Origin of the sequence: Pseudomonas psychrophila HA-4, from assembly GCF_000282975.1 — a bacterium.
Taxonomy (GTDB): Bacteria; Pseudomonadota; Gammaproteobacteria; order Pseudomonadales; family Pseudomonadaceae; genus Aquipseudomonas; species Aquipseudomonas psychrophila_A.
Genome location: NZ_ALJC01000090.1, coordinates 55,941 through 72,120 on the forward strand (window position 1 = coordinate 55,941; position 16,180 = coordinate 72,120).

Sequence of the window (16,180 nt, forward strand, 5' to 3'; positions counted from 1 at the left end):
CCGCTAATGAAGAGTGGTTGCTGGCGTGAAGTGAGCATCAATCAAGGGTATCCTGCGTCCATGCGGCTCAATGGCTGATGAGTTTCCTCAGGCGCTGCGTTGAGCTGAAAATTTCCGTTAAACAGGAGAGCACCCAGTGTTCGTTTTGGATACACGCCTTCAAGAGGATACCTGGCTGATAGGGGACTTCCCTTTGTGCCGTTTGTTGCTTTCCAATGACTCGAATTATCCCTGGTTTGTCTTGGTGCCGCGGCGCGAGGGTATCAGCGAGCTGTTTCAATTGAATGACGATGAGCAACAGTTGATGTGGCGTGAAACCACCGCGTTGGCTAAGGTGCTGAAAGGGCTGTTTGACGCGGATAAAATGAACGTTGCCACGCTGGGTAATGTAGTCAGTCAATTGCACATGCATGTGATTGTTCGTTTTCAGGCTGACGTGGCGTGGCCCGGCCCTGTGTGGGGCAAACATCCTGCCAAGCTTTACAGTCAGGCTGAGGTACAGGCTATTCGTGACAGGCTTAAAGCTGTTTTGGGTGAGGGCTTCACTTTTTTGGAGGGTGAGCTGTGACGCTCGAAGTACGGGTAATGGATTTAGAGAGTCGTTTGGCTTTTCAAGATGACACCATTCAGGCATTGAATGATGTGCTGGTCTCGCAGCAGAACGCGGTGGACCGGCTGCAATTGCAGATGGCGGCCTTGCTCAAGCGCCAAGAAGAAATGGGTGGTCAGTTTGAGTCATTTGAAGAGGAAGCTCCGCCGCCGCACTACTGAGTCTTTTCGACAGGCTATAAAAAACCGCGACGCAGCCAGGCTGCTCGCGGTTTTTTTTCAGGCTGAAATTAGCGGCGCGGTAGTGCTGCGATTACATCTTCAGCTTGAAGTCCTTTATCGCGGTTCATCACCGAGAACTCAACGCGTTGCCCTTCCACCAGTACGCGGTGGCCTTCGCCGCGTATGGCACGAAAGTGGACAAAAATATCATCGCCGGAATCCCGGGAAATAAAGCCGAAGCCCTTAGAGGTGTTAAACCACTTTACGGTGCCTGTATCGCGGTTGGTCATGTCGTAGCTTTGTGAAGCCGACGAAGAAGGTGATGATTTGTAGAAGCTGACAACCAGATGCAGCAATACCGCAATGACAGCGGGTACCAAGCTGATCAGGATCGCTGGTTGGTCGCCGATTGGCAGCAGTAATCCAAACAGAGTGAGCGTTTGTAGAACAACAGAAAGCACCAGTAGGGCGCTTACCAGGTTTTGCAGTTGATGACGTGGACCTTTATTCCAGAATGGAATGACAGGAGCCAGTGTTAGGTTGAGCAGGCCCAGAAAAGCCAGGTAAAGAGCGTCAGAGTGGAGGAGGTAAGGTACAGCGTCGGATTGCAGGCTAGGAATGAAGGACAGCAGCAAAGCAGCTGCGCCCGTTAGTAGGTGAACGATTTTCAACATTTCAATTAACTCACGTTTAGACGGATCGCAAGGAAGAGCTGATTGCACACGGTTCGCTTCTGAAAAAATGGAGGCGCTGGACACGTGCGAGGTATCAGCCTATGCACCGCCGCCAGAGGCTTGGCGAAGGCGACACGCTGCCTATTTAACAGCAAAGCTTTGACCTTCTCAAATTAAGTGTCTTGTGGTGCCTGTTGCTGTCATTTCTGGAGTAGGTCCAAATTATGCGTGTTTTTTTAGAAACCCTTGTTCTAGAGGCTTGTGGGCTAATTTTCAAAATTGTGAAGTGTGCAGCTGATAGCAATTTTTATAGTGTTGTGAGTATAGGTGTTACCGTTGGTCGTATTTTTATTGTTAGGCGCGAGGGTATGTATAGATGACTGCTTATATGGCTGGGTTATACATATATTGGTGTCTGTTGGTGGGTATGCTTAGTTCGGTTTTTTTAATTATGTAAGTGTGGTGGGGGTTGTTGTGGTTTTTCTAAGTTTGTAAAAAGCAATGTGTGAGTTTTTAATATTTCATAAAGGCATTCGAGTTTATTTTTTTCGTCGAAAGAGGAACGGCGTAGGCGCGACCTCATGTCAGGCAGTGCTATGTGACGTTGGGCTGTGAGATGTTTCTATGTGGCTGGGATGGGATTTTTATTGCGCTAGGCGAAATATTTTTTTCAGGCGGTTGGAGTGCTGAGGGGCCAGAGCTCTTGGGGTTTGTGCCAGGGTGCGAGTGCTCATATTCAGCTCTCGCACCGAGAGTACTCCTACAGAGTTGAGGGTTAAGTCTGCTGGATTAGAAGTTTTACATAATGTTTTATGGGGTGTGTTTTTGGAAAAAATTATTAATTGATCGCAATGGCGCTGTAATGAGGAATTTTGAATATGAGTCGATTGGTTCGGCAGGAAAGTATTGGGGGGCGAGTGTTGCAAAGAGCCAGGATTGATCCTGTTGTTCTTGATTTTGGAATGGGGTTGGCACAGCCGTTGTCGAAGTCTGTCCGTTTAAATGGCTTTGCAACATGTTTGCGGCTTGAAGAGGTGTACTGGGATGTGTTGTCTGATATTTCACAGGGCAATGATTGCTCAATCAATGCATTGCTGTCGTATATCGATAGGGAGATTCACTTGCGGCATGGCGGTGTGAAAAACTTCAGTGGCCTCATCCGGGTTGTCTGTGTGATGCACTTGTTGAAAGCCGGGCGGGCTTCTCGTTGCTCGGCGTCGAAGCAGTTATTTGTAGGGTAAGACACCGTATCGAGTTGTCGTCGGGTGTTCGCAGGCTTGCAATCTTTCAAAATTCAGGGCTTCTTTGGAGCGTTATGGCTGCTCATGCGGCTGCAATGGCTCGATTTACCAGATATAATCTCGCGCTTTGCTGTGTGGCCCCTTAAGGGTTGCCGCTTACGGATTGTCGAGACGCGCCAATGCCCATGTACGATTACCAATGTGCTTCCTGTGGTCATCAACTGGAAGCCATTCAAAAGATCAGTGACTCGCCACTGGTTGATTGTCCTGCCTGTCAGGCACCTGAGCTGAAGAAAATGCTGTCCATGCCAGGCTTTCGCCTAAGCGGCACGGGCTGGTATGAAACAGACTTCAAGACAGGCTCGAAAAAGAATCTGGCAGGCGGCGACAAGTCCGACTGAGGTTGAGCGAAAGCAGTCTGAACACAAGCGGGCTCTTGCAGTGTTATCAGCACCGACGGTGCGCAAGACCTCCACCGATTTTCGAATTACGAGAAGTGAAACCACTACCATGATGCGCAGCCATTATTGCGGCCAACTGAACGAAAGCCTGGACGGCCAGGAAATTACCCTTTGCGGATGGGTTCACCGTCGCCGTGACCACGGTGGGGTGATTTTCCTCGATATCCGTGATCGTGATGGTCTGGCCCAGGTTGTGTTCGATCCGGATCGTGCTGACACCTTTGCTGCTGCCGACCGCGTGCGCAGTGAGTATGTAGTCAAGGTGACCGGCAAGGTTCGCCTGCGTCCCACCGGTGCTGGCAACGCCAACATGGCGTCGGGCATGATCGAAGTGCTGGGTTACGAACTGGAAGTCCTCAACGAAGCCGAGACTCCTCCGTTCCCGCTTAACGAATTTTCTGACGTTGGCGAAGAAACCCGCCTGCGTTATCGCTTTATCGACCTGCGTCGTCCAGAAATGCTCGAGAAGCTGCGTTTGCGTTCGCGCATGACCACTAGCATCCGTCGTTTCCTGGACGAGAACGGCTTCTTGGACGTCGAAACGCCAATCCTGACACGTGCCACCCCAGAAGGTGCACGTGACTACTTGGTGCCAAGCCGTACTCACGCAGGCTCTTTCTTTGCTTTGCCGCAATCGCCACAACTGTTTAAACAGTTGTTGATGGTTGCCGGTTTTGATCGCTACTACCAGATCGCCAAGTGCTTCCGTGACGAAGACCTGCGTGCCGACCGTCAGCCTGAGTTCACTCAGATCGACATCGAAACCAGCTTCATGAACGAAACCGAGATCATGGGCATCACCGAAAACATGATCCGCAACCTGTTCAAGGAAGTGCTGGATCTGGAGTTCGGTGAGTTCCCGCACATGACCTGGGAAGAGGCTATGCGCCGTTATGGCTCCGACAAACCAGACCTGCGTAACCCGCTGGAGTTGGTTGATGTTGCCGATCAGCTTAAAGATGTCGAATTCAAAGTGTTCAGCGGCCCTGCCAACGATCCGAAGTGCCGCATTGCTGCTCTACGTGTCCCAGGTGCTGCGAGCATGCCGCGCAAGCAGATCGACGACTACACCAAGTTCGTCAGCATTTACGGTGCTAAAGGCCTGGCGTACATCAAGGTCAACGAGCGCGCCAAAGGTGTTGAGGGTCTGCAATCGCCGATCGTTAAAAACATCCCGGAAGCGAATCTCAATGTGATCCTGGATCGCGTTGGTGCAGTTGATGGCGACATCGTGTTCTTCGGTGCAGACAAGGCCAAGATCGTTAGTGAAGCGCTGGGTGCATTGCGGATCAAGGTCGGTAACGATCTGGACTTGCTGACGTGCCAGTGGGCACCGATGTGGGTTGTCGACTTTCCGATGTTCGAAGAGAACGACGACGGCAGCTTCAGCGCCTTGCACCACCCGTTCACCGCTCCAAAATGTTCGCCAGAAGAGTTGGAAGCTAATCCGGCAACCGCTTTGTCACGCGCATACGACATGGTGTTGAACGGCACTGAACTGGGTGGCGGTTCGATCCGTATCCACCGCAAGGAAATGCAACAAGCTGTATTCCGTCTGTTGGGCATCAATGAAGCTGAGCAAGAAGAGAAGTTCGGCTTCCTGCTCGACGCCCTGAAGTACGGTGCACCGCCCCACGGTGGCCTGGCCTTCGGTCTCGACCGTCTGGTTATGCTGATGACTGGCGCGCAGTCGATTCGTGAAGTAATTGCCTTCCCGAAAACCCAGAGTGCTGCGTGTGTAATGACTCAGGCACCGGGCGTGGTTGACGCCAAAGCGTTGCGCGAACTGCATATTCGTTTGCGCGAACAGCCTAAGGCAGAGTAAGTCTGACCTTCAAAGGCGCATCTTCGGATGCGCCTTTGTCATTGGGTCAAGCATTTTTATTGTGGGTCTGTGGCCTGGTGCCTGGACCGGCAAGGTTTCATCAAGGATTCGGAGTGGGTTATGGCAGGTCATTCTAAGTGGGCGAACATTAAGCACCGCAAAGAGCGTCAGGATGCCAAAAAAGGCAAGATTTTCACCAAGTGGATTCGTGAGCTGACCGTCGCTGCTCGTCAGGGTGGCGGTGATCCAGGTTCGAATCCGCGTCTGCGTCTGGCGCTGGACAAGGCGCTGGGCGCGAACATGAGCCGCGACATCATTGATCGCGCAGTTGCTCGTGGTGCCGGAGCGGCAGATACCGACGACATGGTCGAGCTGAGCTACGAGGGCTATGGCCCGGGTGGCGTTGCAGTCATGGTTGAGTGCATGACCGACAACCGTAACCGTACGGCGGCTGCGGTGCGTCATGCGTTCAGCAAATGCGGCGGCAACCTAGGGACTGATGGTTCTGTCGCTTATCTGTTCGAACGCAAGGGGCAAATCTCCTATGCGGCAGGTGTTGATGAAGATGCCTTGATGGAAGCTGCAATGGAGGCTGACGCCGACGATGTGGTGACTAACGATGATGGTTCAATCGATGTCTTTACCTCGTTCTCGAGCTTTTATGCTGTTCGCAATGCTCTGGAAGCAGCGGGTTTTGCCCCAACTGATGCAGAAATCGTGATGCTGCCGACCACCAGTGCCGAACTGGACCTGGAAGACGCTGAAAAGGTGCTCAAGCTAATCGACATGCTTGAAGACCTCGATGACGTGCAAAACGTCTACTCCAATGCGGAAATTCCTGATGCGGTGCTGGAACAGCTAGCCTGATACTTGTTGCCTATCCTGGAAGCCGGAGGTGCAACGCCGCGATGATCGCGGCGCTGTGCACCTCCGGCTTCTGCCTTTAAGCTGTCCGGGTATGTGCCGGTGGGCGTCACTTCATAAGCTGCAGGCGTTATGACTCTTATTCTTGGTATCGACCCTGGTTCGCGAATCACTGGTTATGGCGTAGTGCGAGACACTGGGCGTGGCTGTGTGTACGTGGCTTCTGGTTGTATTCGTACAGGTAGTGGCGAACTGCATGAGCGTTTGCAGATCGTCTATCGCGGGGTGCGGGAGGTCATTCAGACCTACGGCCCGGTGACGATGGGCATCGAAAAGGTGTTTATGGCGCGTAATGCCGACTCGGCATTAAAGCTAGGCCAGGCCAGGGGCGCGGCCATTGTGGCGGGAGCCGAAGAAAGCCTTGAAATCGCCGAATACTCTGCGACCCAGGTCAAGCAGGCGGTGGCGGGCACTGGCGGAGCGAATAAAGAGCAGGTGATGATGATGGTCATGCATTTGCTCAAACTGACGACTAAGCCGCAAGTCGATGCTTCTGATGCGCTGGCGATTGCTTTGTGTCATGCCCACACCCGTTCAAGCCTGCTGCCCCATGGCTTGGGAGCGGCGCGCAGTCGTGGTGGGCGCTTGCGTCTTTAACCTGATTAAACATGCTGACACAGTTGTATCTGCAAATGATGCGGCTTTGTCGTTCTACTTGTCAGCCATTGATCTGGCCAGAGAAAGGATCTGAAACGTGATTGGACGCTTGCGCGGGACTCTGGCTGAAAAGCAGCCGCCGCACCTGATTCTTGATGTAAATGGCTTGGGTTATGAGCTAGAAGTGCCCATGACCACGCTTTATCGTTTGCCTTCGATTGGCGAGCCACTGACTTTACACACTCACTTGGTGGTTCGCGAAGATGCTCAGTTGCTCTATGGTTTCAGTAGCAAGCGTGAGCGAGACTTTTTCCGTGAGCTGATCCGTCTCAATGGCGTAGGCCCCAAGCTGGCGCTGGCATTAATGTCCAGTTTGGAAGTTGATGAACTGGTACGTTGCGTGCAGGCTCAGGACACCTCTGCCTTGACCAAGGTGCCGGGCGTTGGCAAGAAGACCGCGGAACGTCTACTGGTCGAGCTCAAGGATCGCTTTAAGGCCTGGGAGCAAGTCCCGAGCATGTTCGCGCTGGTGCCTAATCAGCCAGATGCGCCGGTGCAGGTGGCGAGTGCAGAAAGTGATGCCGTCAGCGCCTTGATTTCCTTGGGCTACAAACCGCAGGAAGCAAGCAAGGCGGTGTCGGCCATCAAGGATAAAACGTTGAGCAGTGAAGACATGATTCGCCGTGCCCTTAAGGGAATGATTTAAGTGATTGAAGCTGATCGTTTGATAACCGCCTCCAGTGGGCGTGACCGGGAAGAGGTTCAGGATCGTGCTATCCGGCCTCTGAGCCTGGCGGACTACATTGGTCAGCCTACCGTACGTGAGCAAATGGAGCTGTTTATCCAAGCAGCTCGCGGGCGTTCGGAGTCGTTGGATCACACGTTAATTTTTGGTCCGCCTGGCTTGGGCAAGACGACGTTGGCCAACATCATTGCCCAAGAAATGGGTGTGTCGATCAAAAGTACGTCGGGGCCTGTGCTAGAGCGGCCAGGTGATCTGGCGGCGTTGTTGACCAACCTCGAACCTCATGACGTGCTTTTTATCGATGAAATTCATCGACTCTCGCCGATTGTGGAGGAAGTACTGTACCCGGCAATGGAAGATTTTCAGCTCGACATCATGATTGGTGAAGGCCCTGCCGCTCGTTCGATAAAGCTCGATCTGCCGCCGTTCACGTTGGTCGGTGCAACGACCCGTGCCGGGATGCTGACCAACCCATTGCGTGATCGTTTTGGGATTGTTCAGCGTCTGGAGTTTTATAGTACCGATGACCTTGCAACGATCGTCAGTCGCTCAGCCGGTATCTTCGGTTTGCCGCTTGATCCAGAAGGGGCTTATGAAATCGCACGGCGTGCGCGTGGAACGCCGCGAATCGCCAACCGCCTGCTGCGTCGGGTGCGTGATTTTGCCGAAGTACGGGCCCAGGGCCATATCACAAAGCCGGTGGCGGATCTCGCCCTGAACCTGCTGGATGTTGATGAGCACGGTTTTGATCATCAGGACCGACGTTTACTGCTGACAATGATCGAGAAGTTCGATGGCGGTCCGGTGGGTGTTGATAGTCTTGCAGCTGCTATCAGCGAAGAGCGTCACACCATTGAAGATGTACTTGAGCCGTATTTGATACAGCAGGGGTACATCATGCGCACGCCGCGGGGGCGAGTCGTGACCCGGCATGCGTACTTGCACTTTGGTCTGAATATTCCTTCACGCTTGGGCGATATGCCAGTGGTGGACGAGTTTTTGAACGCTGTGGACGATTAATAAGCCGTCTGCGGCCGATTTTTTCAAGGTTTTTGCTGTCTCAAGGGCTGGCGCTGAAAATCTTGGGTATTAAAGTCTAAGAAGCGTAAAAAACAGTGGTTTGGCGGATTGGCAACCTGAGGAGTAAGCACTAGAGTATGCGCGCGCAAAACAGGCTTGAGCCGTTCGCACATCGCTGTCGCGTTTATTACGAGGACACCGATGCGGGTGGCGTCGTGTATTACGTAAATTATCTAAAGTTTATGGAGCGGGCTCGAACCGAAAGGCTGCGGGAGCTGGGCTTTGCCCAATCCGAGCTTGCGGGTGAGAACCTGTTATTTGTCGTCCATTCCAGCGAGGCGCGCTACCACGCACCGGCGCGACTGGACGATGAACTGTTGATAAGCGCACAAGTAATAGAACTCAACCGCGCCAGTCTGCGTTTCAAGCAGCAGGTTTGGCGGGCTGCGGATGCAACATTGCTCTGCGAAGGGCAATTTTTGGTGGCCTGTGTGCGCGCCGATAGTTTTAAACCCCGGGCCATTCCCGAAGCTTTACGTACGGCCTTTGCCGACGTGAGCGGCGCGGGTAAACATTTAGAGCAGGAGATAAAGCGTGGAAGCTAACGTCGTCGACCATTCCTCCATGTGGAGCTTGGTCAGCAATGCCAGCATTGTTGTGCAGTTGGTAATGTTGATCCTGCTGGCCGCATCGGTTACCTCGTGGGTCATGATTTTTCAGCGCAGTACTATGCTGCGCGCCGGTCGACGTGCCCTGGATAGCTTTGAGGAGCGCTTCTGGTCGGGTATCGATTTGTCGAAGCTGTACCGTCAGGCCGGCAGTAACCCGGATCCAGATTCCGGTGTTGAGCAAATTTTCCGTGCTGGTTTCAAAGAGTTCTCGCGTCTGCGCCAGCAGCCGGGCGTTGATCCTGAAGCGGTTATGGAAGGCGTTGCACGTGCGATGCGGGTAGCGATTTCTCGTGAAGAGGAAAAGCTTGAGCAAAGCCTGCCGTTCCTGGCAACTGTGGGTTCCGTCAGCCCGTACATCGGTCTGTTCGGTACCGTATGGGGCATCATGAACTCTTTCCGTGGCCTAGCGACTGCGCAACAAGCCACTCTGGCGACTGTTGCGCCGGGTATTGCCGAAGCCTTGGTTGCCACTGCGATTGGTCTGTTTGCGGCTATTCCAGCGGTAATTGCCTACAACCGTTTTGCTGCACGTAGCGAAACCTTGATCAGCCGCTACTACACCTTCGCCGACGAGTTCCAGGCGATCCTGCACCGTAAAGTGCACACCAGCGAAGAATAAGCAGGTAATTTCCAATGGCTTTAATCGCTCGAGCTCGCAAGAAGCGCAAGCCGGTTGCCGAGATGAACGTGGTGCCATACATCGACGTGATGCTGGTGCTGCTGGTCATTTTCATGGTGACTGCACCGATGCTTAATCAGGGTGTGAAGGTCGATTTGCCCAAAGTCTCCAGTGAGGCTTTGCCGCAAGACAACAACACTCAAGTTCTGACTATTTCGATCAAGGCAGACAAGACCTATTTCTGGAACCTTGGCAGTGAGGTCGATACCGAAAAGCAGATGGACAAGGCGATGACCTTGCCTCAAATGACTGACGCCGTGACTAAAATCATTCGCTCAGGAAATGAGGGTGGCAAGCACACCCAAGTCTTTATTCGCGGCGATAAAACTGTGGATTACGGCGCAGTAATGGGTGCTATGGGAGGCCTGCAGAAAGCCGGGGTCGGTAACGTTGGCTTGATTACCGAGGCTCCCTGATGCGCGAACAGCGGGAGCCGTCCGCCTCTGAAAATTATTTCTGGCCTACAGTTTGGGCGGTAGGGCTGCACATCCTGATTTTTGGCATGCTGTTCGCCAGTTTTGCCATGACGCCTGAACTGCCGCCTTCAAAACCGATTGTTCAAGCTACTTTGTATCAACTGAAGTCAAAAAGTCAGGCGACCACCCAGACCAATCAGAAGATTGCGGGTGAGGCAAAGAAATCTGCCGCACGTCAGACCGAAGTCGAACAGATGGAACAAAAGAAGGTCGAGCAGGAAGCTGTAAAAGCTGCGGAACAAAAGAAAGAAGAAGCTGCCGAAAAGGCAGCGGAGGCCAAGAAGGCTGACCAAGCCAAAGCGAGCGAAGCTAAAAAGGCAGATGAGGCGAAGAAGGCTGATGAAGCCAAGAAAGCCGACGATGCCAAAAAGGCCACGGAAGCTAAAAAGGCCGAAGAGAAAAAGCTGGCTGATATAGCCAAGAAAAAATCTGAGGAAGAGGCCAAGAAAGCCGCTGAAGAAGAGGCGAAGAAAAAGGCGGCCGAAGAAGCCAAGAAAAAGATTGTTGAAGATGCGAAAAAGAAAGCTGCTGAAGATGCTAAGAAACAGGCCGTAGCTGACGAGGCGAAGAAGAAAACCGCCGAGGATGCGAAGAAAAAAGCGGCTGCCGATGCTGCTAAGAAGAAAGCAGTAGAAGCAGCGCGTAAATCGACGGAAGAGAAAAAGGCTCAGGCCTTGGCAGATTTGCTTTCTGATACGCCACAACGGCAACAAGCCTTGGCAGATGAAAGGGGTGATGAGGTCGCCGGCAGTTTTGATGACCTGATTCGTGCCCGGGCAGCAGAAGGATGGGCTCGTCCCCCTTCCGCTCGCAAGAACATGACAGTGGTGTTGCAAATCGGCATGTTGCCAGATGGTACGGTAACGTCAGTGACGGTAGCCAAGTCCAGTGGTGATGGGCCTTTTGATAGCTCGGCTGTGGCAGCGGTCAAGAACATTGGCCGTTTAACGGAAATGCAGGGCATGAAGCCTAGCGATTTTAATCCTTATCGATCGTTCAAGATGACATTCACACCTGAGGATCTAGCCTTGTGATTAACTTTTTTCGAGGACTGCTAGTCGTCGTCTGCTGCTTGGCAGGGATGGCAGTGGCAGATGAAAAGAACATTCTGGTCACCAGTGGTAGCGACCGGGCAACGCCCATTGCCGTAGTACCGTTCGGCTGGCAGGGTGGCACCGTCCTGCCTGACGATATGGCTGAAATTATTGGTAACGACCTGCGTAACTCAGGTTATTACGCGCCGATTCCAAAACAGAACATGATCAGCCAGCCTACCCAGGCCAGCGAAGTCATTTTCCGTGACTGGAAAGCCTTAGGTGCCCAGTACGTCATGGTGGGTAATATCGTGCCGGCGGGCGGTCGCCTGCAGGTGCAATATGCCTTGTTCAACGTTGCCACCGAGCAGCCAGTGCTGACCGGCAGTGTCTCGGGTACCGCAGAGCAATTGCGGGACATGGCGCACTACATCTCTGACCAGTCGTTTGAAAAACTGACCGGTATTAAAGGTGCCTTCTCCACTCGTCTGCTTTATGTGACGGCGGAACGTTCAAGCGCAACAAATACTCGCTACACCCTGCAGCGTTCGGACTATGATGGCGCTCGTGCAGTCACTCTGTTGCAATCGCGTGAGCCGATCCTGTCGCCTCGCTTCGCTCCAGATGGCAAGCGTATTGCTTATGTTTCGTTCGAGCAAAAACGTCCGCGCATCTTTGTTCAGAACATTGATACCGGTCGTCGTGAGCAGATCACCAACTTTGAAGGCCTTAACGGTGCGCCCGCTTGGTCGCCAGATGGTTCCAAGCTGGCATTCGTATTGTCGAAAGACGGTAACGCTGAAATCTACGTGATGGATTTGGCCTCGCGTGGTCTGACCCGCGTTACCAATAACCCGGCAATCGATACCGAACCGTTTTGGGGTAAAGATGGCAACACTATCTATTTCACCTCTGACCGTGGCGGCAAACCACAGATTTACAAAACCACAGTCGGTGGCGGTAACGCCGAACGCGTGACATTTATCGGGAACTACAACGCCAGTCCGAAGCTTTCGGCTGACGAAAAGACCCTGGTAATGATTCATCGTCAGGATGGTTTCACTAATTTCCGAGTTGCAGCGCAAGATTTGCAGCGTGGAACCGTGAAAATACTCACAGATACCAACCTAGATGAGTCAGCTACTGTTGCGCCCAACGGCACCATGGTAATCTACGCCACCCGCCAGCAGGGCCGGGGAGTCTTGATGCTCGTGTCTATCAATGGACGCGTAAGGCTCCCTCTTCCTACCGCTCAAGGCGAAGTCAGAGAACCTTCCTGGTCCCCTTACCTGAACTGACGTGGTGATAGCTGTACGTTGCACATAACACTTGGGGTTCATTAGGAGTTTTACGATGGAAATGCTGAAGTTTGGTAAATTTGCTGCGCTGGCTCTGGCCATGGCTGTAGCTGTAGGTTGCTCGTCTAAAGGCGGCGACAATGCCGGTGAAGGCGCGGCTGTTGATCCAAACGCTGGTTACGGCGCAAATACTGGCGCTGTTGATGGTTCCCTGAGCGAAGAAGCTGCTCTGCGCGCTATCACTGTTTTCTACTTCGAATATGATTCTTCGGACCTGAAACCAGAAGCAATGCGCGCTCTGGACGTTCACGCTAAAGACCTGAAAGCTAACGGCGCTCGCGTTGTTCTTGAAGGTAACACTGACGCCCGTGGTACTCGTGAGTACAACATGGCCCTGGGCGAGCGTCGTGCGAAAGCCGTTCAACGCTACCTGGTACTGCAAGGTGTTTCTCCAGCACAGCTGGAACTGGTGTCCTACGGTAAAGAGCGTCCAATCGCTACTGGCAACGACGAACAGTCGTGGGCTCAAAACCGTCGCGTCGAACTGCGTAAGTAATTCGTCATGCGAACGTGCCGCCGTGCTGTAACTATTCTGGCTCTCAGCCTCATGCCGCTAGCGGTATGGGCTGCGGTTCCTGTGGTCGATGACAACTCTGGCTATAACAATAGCGGAGGGAGTTATCCGTCACCAGGTTATGGTGCGAGCGGCGCCTATGCGGGGGGAGGGGTTTCGGCCCCTGTCTCGGCACAGGGCGAGCTGTTCAACCAACTGCAACAAATGCAGGATCAGATTGCGCGCCAACAAGGTGTGATTGAAGTTTTGCAAAATGATATTTCACGCATGAAGCAAGAAAGCCTGGAACGATACCAGGAACTTGATCGGCGTATTGGTGCTGGCATTGCTCCTGCTGCCGCTCCTGATAATTCTGCTGCTGGCGGTGCCTCTGCCGCCGGCAATACAACAGCGCCTGCATCTCAGGCCGCTGCTAGTTCGGAACCGGGTGATCCGGCGAAAGAAAAGCTCTATTACGATGCTGCTTTCGACCTGATTAAGGCCAAGGATTTCGACAAGGCCAGTCAGGCGTTTACTGCCTTTCTGCGCAAATACCCAAATAGCCAATATGCGGGCAATGCTCAATACTGGCTAGGTGAAGTGAATCTGGCCAAAGGCGATCTGCAAGCCGCAGGCCAAGCTTTTGCCAAAGTGAGTCAGCTGTATCCCAAGCATGCCAAAGTGCCGGATTCGCTCTACAAGCTGGCTGATGTAGAGCGTCGTCTGGGTCACACCGATAAGGTTAAGGGCATCCTGCAGCAAGTTGTTGCTCAGTATCCTGGTACATCGGCGGCACAGTTGGCACAGCGCGATTTGCAGCGCATGTAAGCTATACGATGCTTTCATCGAGAAACCCGCACCTGTCGCGGGTTTTTTCGTTAGAATCCACGCCCTTTTATGAAATACGCTCTTCTGCGTCCTGCGTAGGCAGATTCTTTAGAGTGCCTGACGGAGGCGGACAGCCTGTTTAGCTGTTACGCCCGTGGCGGATATGCAAGACACATTGAGAATTACCGAAGTTTTTTACTCTTTACAGGGTGAAACGCGCACGGCTGGCCTGCCCACCGTTTTTGTACGCCTTACTGGCTGCCCTTTACGCTGCCAGTATTGCGACAGTGCTTATGCCTTTAGTGGCGGTACCGTACGCTCCCTCGACAGTATTCTTGAGCAAGTGGCCGATTTTCGCCCTCGTTACGTGTGTGTGACGGGTGGCGAGCCGCTGGCGCAGCCCAATGCCATCCCATTGCTCAAACAGCTTTGTGACGCCGGTTACGAAGTGTCAATCGAGACCAGTGGTGCATTAGATATTTCTACGGTCGATCCGCGAGTCAGTCGTGTTCTTGACCTGAAAACGCCGGGTTCCAAAGAGTCCCATCGTAATCTGTACGAAAACATTGCTTTGCTGACCACTAATGACCAAGTGAAATTTGTGATCTGCTCGCGTGAAGACTACGACTGGGCTGTGTCCAAGTTGATCGAATACGGTTTAGAGCGTCGTGCGGGCGAAGTCTTGTTTTCGCCGAGCCATCACGATCTGTCGGCCCGTGATCTTGCCGACTGGATCGTGGCTGACAACCTGCCTGTACGCTTGCAGATGCAGTTGCATAAATATCTTTGGAATGACGAGCCGGGTCGATGAAATGACTGGGCAGAGAGTTGTCACTAAAAAAAGAGCCGTTATCCTGCTTTCTGGCGGCCTTGACTCAGCCACAGTTTTGGCCATGGCCCGCTCTGAAGGCTATAGCTGCTACACCATGAGCTTCGATTATGGTCAGCGCCATCGTGCTGAACTCAACGCCGCTGCACGTGTGGCGCGTGACTTGGGCGCTATAGATCACAAAGTCATAGGCTTGGACTTAGACGGCATGGGTGGCTCAGCCCTGACCGACAACTCGATCGACGTGCCCGAAGCGCCGAGTGAAGGCATTCCAGTGACTTACGTACCTGCACGCAACACCATATTCCTGTCGTTGGCATTGGGCTGGGCAGAAGTGCTACAAGCGCGAGACATTTTCAGCGGCGTCAATGCAGTGGATTACTCGGGTTACCCGGACTGCCGCCCTGAGTGCATCGAGGCGTTTGAAGTCACGGCCAACCTAGCGACTAAGGCCGGCGTAGAGGGGCACGGGTTTCGCATCAAAGCGCCTTTGCAAAACATGAGCAAGGCGCAAATTGTGCAAGCGGGCGTTAAGCTTGGTGTGGATTACTCGCTGACCGTATCCTGCTATCAGGCCGACGCTCAAGGCCGTGCGTGTGGCAAATGCGACAGCTGCCGTCAGCGTGCAGAGGGCTTTCAATCCACCGGAATTTCGGACCGAACACGTTACTTTTGATTTATTTCAGATTTATTTTTAACAAGGTGTTGAATTCTCGTTAAAAATCAGTATTATACGCACCACAACGAAGCGGGTCGTTAGCTCAGTTGGTAGAGCAGTTGGCTTTTAACCAATTGGTCGTAGGTTCGAATCCCACACGACCCACCATATGCAACATCAAAACAGCCGGTACGCACCTCAGGGTCTACCGGCTTTTTTGTGCCTGCGATTCGGTGGGACGTGTCCTCTTCAAGTGTGCATTTTGCTGAGATATCGGCGTGGACATGCAGCCGTCTATGGCGAACAGTAGTTTCGCGCCGGGGTGATGTCAATCTGCAGTAGCCCACTGACGGTACCATTTGATCAAAATACGAAGTGTCTGCCGGATGTCGTTCTTTGCTAGGTAGGAATGTTCGTATCTCAAGAGTGTTGCTGTCTGTTGAGCGTATCTGAAGAAGGCTCCGCATCGATCAGCCACTGACATTAACCTTGTACGCGTTAGCCCCAATCATAATTTTTTATACAGCCACGCGTGATCATGAGGGCGAAGAGGGTTGAGGGTTCTGAACCATCGTCTCTATTGCAGGGCGCTGGCAAGTTCAGGTCTTGCCACCAGGTCCCAGGGCCATCCCAAGACAGTTCGTGGCTCAGCCCTGTGCCGACGGGAAGGATTGCTTGGTCCAGCGAATAGCGTTCTGACGGCAAGCGTTGAACCTGTGTCAGCAGCTTTGAGCCTGTAGCCGGTTGATGCTGCAACTGGAGCGTTTCGGCCACGATGCATTCAACGTCTTTGTCTTCGCATAGCTCTGGCGTTTGCTCAATCAAAAGAGCGGGTGGCTGCGCCTCAGGCGTAATGAACTGCCCCCAAAAAGTTGGACACCCATCCAACTTTTTGG

19 protein-coding genes, 1 tRNA gene and 1 pseudogene are annotated in these 16,180 nt (G+C 53.0%); 19 read left to right on the top strand and 2 right to left on the bottom strand.

All coding sequences use genetic code 11. The features are described from left to right. Positions 1 to 136 precede the first annotated feature (136 nt). Together B347_RS0113510 and B347_RS0113515 are read left to right on the top strand one after the other, a co-directional pair. Positions 137 to 568, top strand: a complete 432-nt coding sequence (locus B347_RS0113510; protein ID WP_019410228.1) for an HIT family protein — start codon at positions 137 to 139, stop codon at positions 566 to 568. Then, complete coding sequence (locus tag B347_RS0113515) at positions 565 to 771, top strand: SlyX family protein (protein WP_026014179.1); 207 nt, start codon at positions 565 to 567, stop codon at positions 769 to 771. Before B347_RS0113510 ends, B347_RS0113515 begins: the two co-directional genes overlap by 4 nt. A gap of 68 nt (positions 772 to 839) precedes the next feature. On the opposite strand, the gene B347_RS27055 is transcribed toward B347_RS0113515, so the two are convergent. Further along, complete coding sequence (locus B347_RS27055; protein ID WP_019410230.1) at positions 840 to 1,445, bottom strand: cold-shock protein; 606 nt, start codon at positions 1,443 to 1,445, stop codon at positions 840 to 842. Between the two features lie 878 nt (positions 1,446 to 2,323). Here B347_RS27055 and B347_RS0113525 point away from each other — a divergent pair. The 17 genes from B347_RS0113525 (at position 2,324) to B347_RS0113605 (ending at position 15,452) form a co-directional block, all read left to right on the top strand. Then, positions 2,324 to 2,686, top strand: coding sequence for a ribbon-helix-helix domain-containing protein (locus tag B347_RS0113525; RefSeq protein WP_019410231.1), 363 nt, complete (start codon positions 2,324 to 2,326; stop codon positions 2,684 to 2,686). A gap of 179 nt (positions 2,687 to 2,865) precedes the next feature. Beyond that, entirely contained in the window at positions 2,866 to 3,087 is a 222-nt protein-coding gene (locus tag B347_RS0113530; RefSeq protein ID WP_003441220.1) for an FmdB family zinc ribbon protein, read from the top strand. A 109-nt stretch (positions 3,088 to 3,196) separates the two neighbouring features. Continuing rightward, a complete protein-coding gene (gene aspS, locus B347_RS0113535) occupies positions 3,197 to 4,972 on the top strand; it encodes an aspartate--tRNA ligase (protein ID WP_019410233.1) in 1,776 nt (591 codons plus the stop codon). Between the two features lie 120 nt (positions 4,973 to 5,092). Further along, a complete protein-coding gene (locus B347_RS0113540; RefSeq protein WP_019410234.1) occupies positions 5,093 to 5,839 on the top strand; it encodes a YebC/PmpR family DNA-binding transcriptional regulator in 747 nt (248 codons plus the stop codon). A 129-nt stretch (positions 5,840 to 5,968) separates the two neighbouring features. Continuing rightward, a complete protein-coding gene (ruvC, locus tag B347_RS0113545) occupies positions 5,969 to 6,493 on the top strand; it encodes a crossover junction endodeoxyribonuclease RuvC (protein ID WP_019410235.1) in 525 nt (174 codons plus the stop codon). A 97-nt stretch (positions 6,494 to 6,590) separates the two neighbouring features. Further along, complete coding sequence (gene ruvA / locus B347_RS0113550) at positions 6,591 to 7,199, top strand: Holliday junction branch migration protein RuvA (protein ID WP_019410236.1); 609 nt, start codon at positions 6,591 to 6,593, stop codon at positions 7,197 to 7,199. Then, entirely contained in the window at positions 7,200 to 8,258 is a 1,059-nt protein-coding gene (ruvB, locus tag B347_RS0113555) for a Holliday junction branch migration DNA helicase RuvB (RefSeq protein WP_019410237.1), read from the top strand. 137 nt (positions 8,259 to 8,395) lie between these two features. Beyond that, positions 8,396 to 8,863 carry a tol-pal system-associated acyl-CoA thioesterase gene (gene ybgC / locus B347_RS0113560; protein WP_019410238.1) on the top strand — a complete coding sequence of 156 codons (468 nt, stop codon included), beginning with the start codon at positions 8,396 to 8,398 and terminating at the stop codon, positions 8,861 to 8,863. Further along, a complete protein-coding gene (gene tolQ, locus B347_RS0113565) occupies positions 8,853 to 9,548 on the top strand; it encodes a protein TolQ (RefSeq protein WP_019410239.1) in 696 nt (231 codons plus the stop codon). Before ybgC ends, tolQ begins: the two co-directional genes overlap by 11 nt. 23 nt (positions 9,549 to 9,571) lie before the next feature. Further along, positions 9,572 to 10,024, top strand: coding sequence for a protein TolR (tolR, locus tag B347_RS0113570; protein WP_192812377.1), 453 nt, complete (start codon positions 9,572 to 9,574; stop codon positions 10,022 to 10,024). Next, entirely contained in the window at positions 10,024 to 11,118 is a 1,095-nt protein-coding gene (gene tolA / locus B347_RS0113575) for a cell envelope integrity protein TolA (RefSeq protein ID WP_019410241.1), read from the top strand. Before tolR ends, tolA begins: the two co-directional genes overlap by 1 nt. Positions 11,119 to 11,165: 47 nt before the next feature. After that, complete coding sequence (gene tolB / locus B347_RS0113580; RefSeq protein ID WP_019410242.1) at positions 11,166 to 12,416, top strand: Tol-Pal system beta propeller repeat protein TolB; 1,251 nt, start codon at positions 11,166 to 11,168, stop codon at positions 12,414 to 12,416. A gap of 55 nt (positions 12,417 to 12,471) precedes the next feature. Next, the gene (gene pal / locus B347_RS0113585; protein ID WP_003441254.1) at positions 12,472 to 12,972 is read left to right on the top strand and encodes a peptidoglycan-associated lipoprotein Pal; all 501 of its coding nucleotides are present in this window, start codon (positions 12,472 to 12,474) and stop codon (positions 12,970 to 12,972) included. 6 nt (positions 12,973 to 12,978) lie between these two features. Further along, positions 12,979 to 13,797: a tol-pal system protein YbgF gene (ybgF, locus tag B347_RS0113590; RefSeq protein WP_026014182.1), complete on the top strand. Its 819-nt coding sequence runs from the start codon at positions 12,979 to 12,981 to the stop codon at positions 13,795 to 13,797. A 163-nt stretch (positions 13,798 to 13,960) separates the two neighbouring features. Next, entirely contained in the window at positions 13,961 to 14,608 is a 648-nt protein-coding gene (gene queE, locus B347_RS0113595) for a 7-carboxy-7-deazaguanine synthase QueE (RefSeq protein WP_019410244.1), read from the top strand. 1 nt (position 14,609) lies between these two features. After that, on the top strand, positions 14,610 to 15,302 hold the full coding sequence (gene queC / locus B347_RS0113600; RefSeq protein WP_026014183.1) for a 7-cyano-7-deazaguanine synthase QueC: 693 nt from the start codon (positions 14,610 to 14,612) through the stop codon (positions 15,300 to 15,302). Positions 15,303 to 15,376: 74 nt separating this feature from the next. After that, positions 15,377 to 15,452 (top strand) — tRNA-Lys (locus B347_RS0113605). A 330-nt stretch (positions 15,453 to 15,782) separates the two neighbouring features. On the opposite strand, the pseudogene B347_RS26945 reads toward B347_RS0113605, so the two are convergent. Beyond that, a pseudogene (locus tag B347_RS26945) lies at positions 15,783 to 16,180 on the bottom strand (hypothetical protein); the annotation flags it as partial.

Coding starts and splice junctions, on each gene's coding strand:
- tolA (WP_019410241.1), top strand. CDS start 10,024: ATGCGCGAACAGCGGGAGCCGTCCGCCTCTGAAAATTATTTCTGGCCT.
- ruvC (WP_019410235.1), top strand. CDS start 5,969: ATGACTCTTATTCTTGGTATCGACCCTGGTTCGCGAATCACTGGTTAT.
- tolB (WP_019410242.1), top strand. CDS start 11,166: ATGGCAGTGGCAGATGAAAAGAACATTCTGGTCACCAGTGGTAGCGAC.
- ybgC (WP_019410238.1), top strand. CDS start 8,396: ATGCGCGCGCAAAACAGGCTTGAGCCGTTCGCACATCGCTGTCGCGTT.
- queC (WP_026014183.1), top strand. CDS start 14,610: ATGACTGGGCAGAGAGTTGTCACTAAAAAAAGAGCCGTTATCCTGCTT.
- B347_RS0113540 (WP_019410234.1), top strand. CDS start 5,093: ATGGCAGGTCATTCTAAGTGGGCGAACATTAAGCACCGCAAAGAGCGT.
- B347_RS0113530 (WP_003441220.1), top strand. CDS start 2,866: ATGCCCATGTACGATTACCAATGTGCTTCCTGTGGTCATCAACTGGAA.
- ybgF (WP_026014182.1), top strand. CDS start 12,979: ATGCGAACGTGCCGCCGTGCTGTAACTATTCTGGCTCTCAGCCTCATG.
- pal (WP_003441254.1), top strand. CDS start 12,472: ATGGAAATGCTGAAGTTTGGTAAATTTGCTGCGCTGGCTCTGGCCATG.
- B347_RS0113525 (WP_019410231.1), top strand. CDS start 2,324: ATGAGTCGATTGGTTCGGCAGGAAAGTATTGGGGGGCGAGTGTTGCAA.
- queE (WP_019410244.1), top strand. CDS start 13,961: ATGCAAGACACATTGAGAATTACCGAAGTTTTTTACTCTTTACAGGGT.
- B347_RS27055 (WP_019410230.1), bottom strand. CDS start 1,445: ATGTTGAAAATCGTTCACCTACTAACGGGCGCAGCTGCTTTGCTGCTG.
- aspS (WP_019410233.1), top strand. CDS start 3,197: ATGATGCGCAGCCATTATTGCGGCCAACTGAACGAAAGCCTGGACGGC.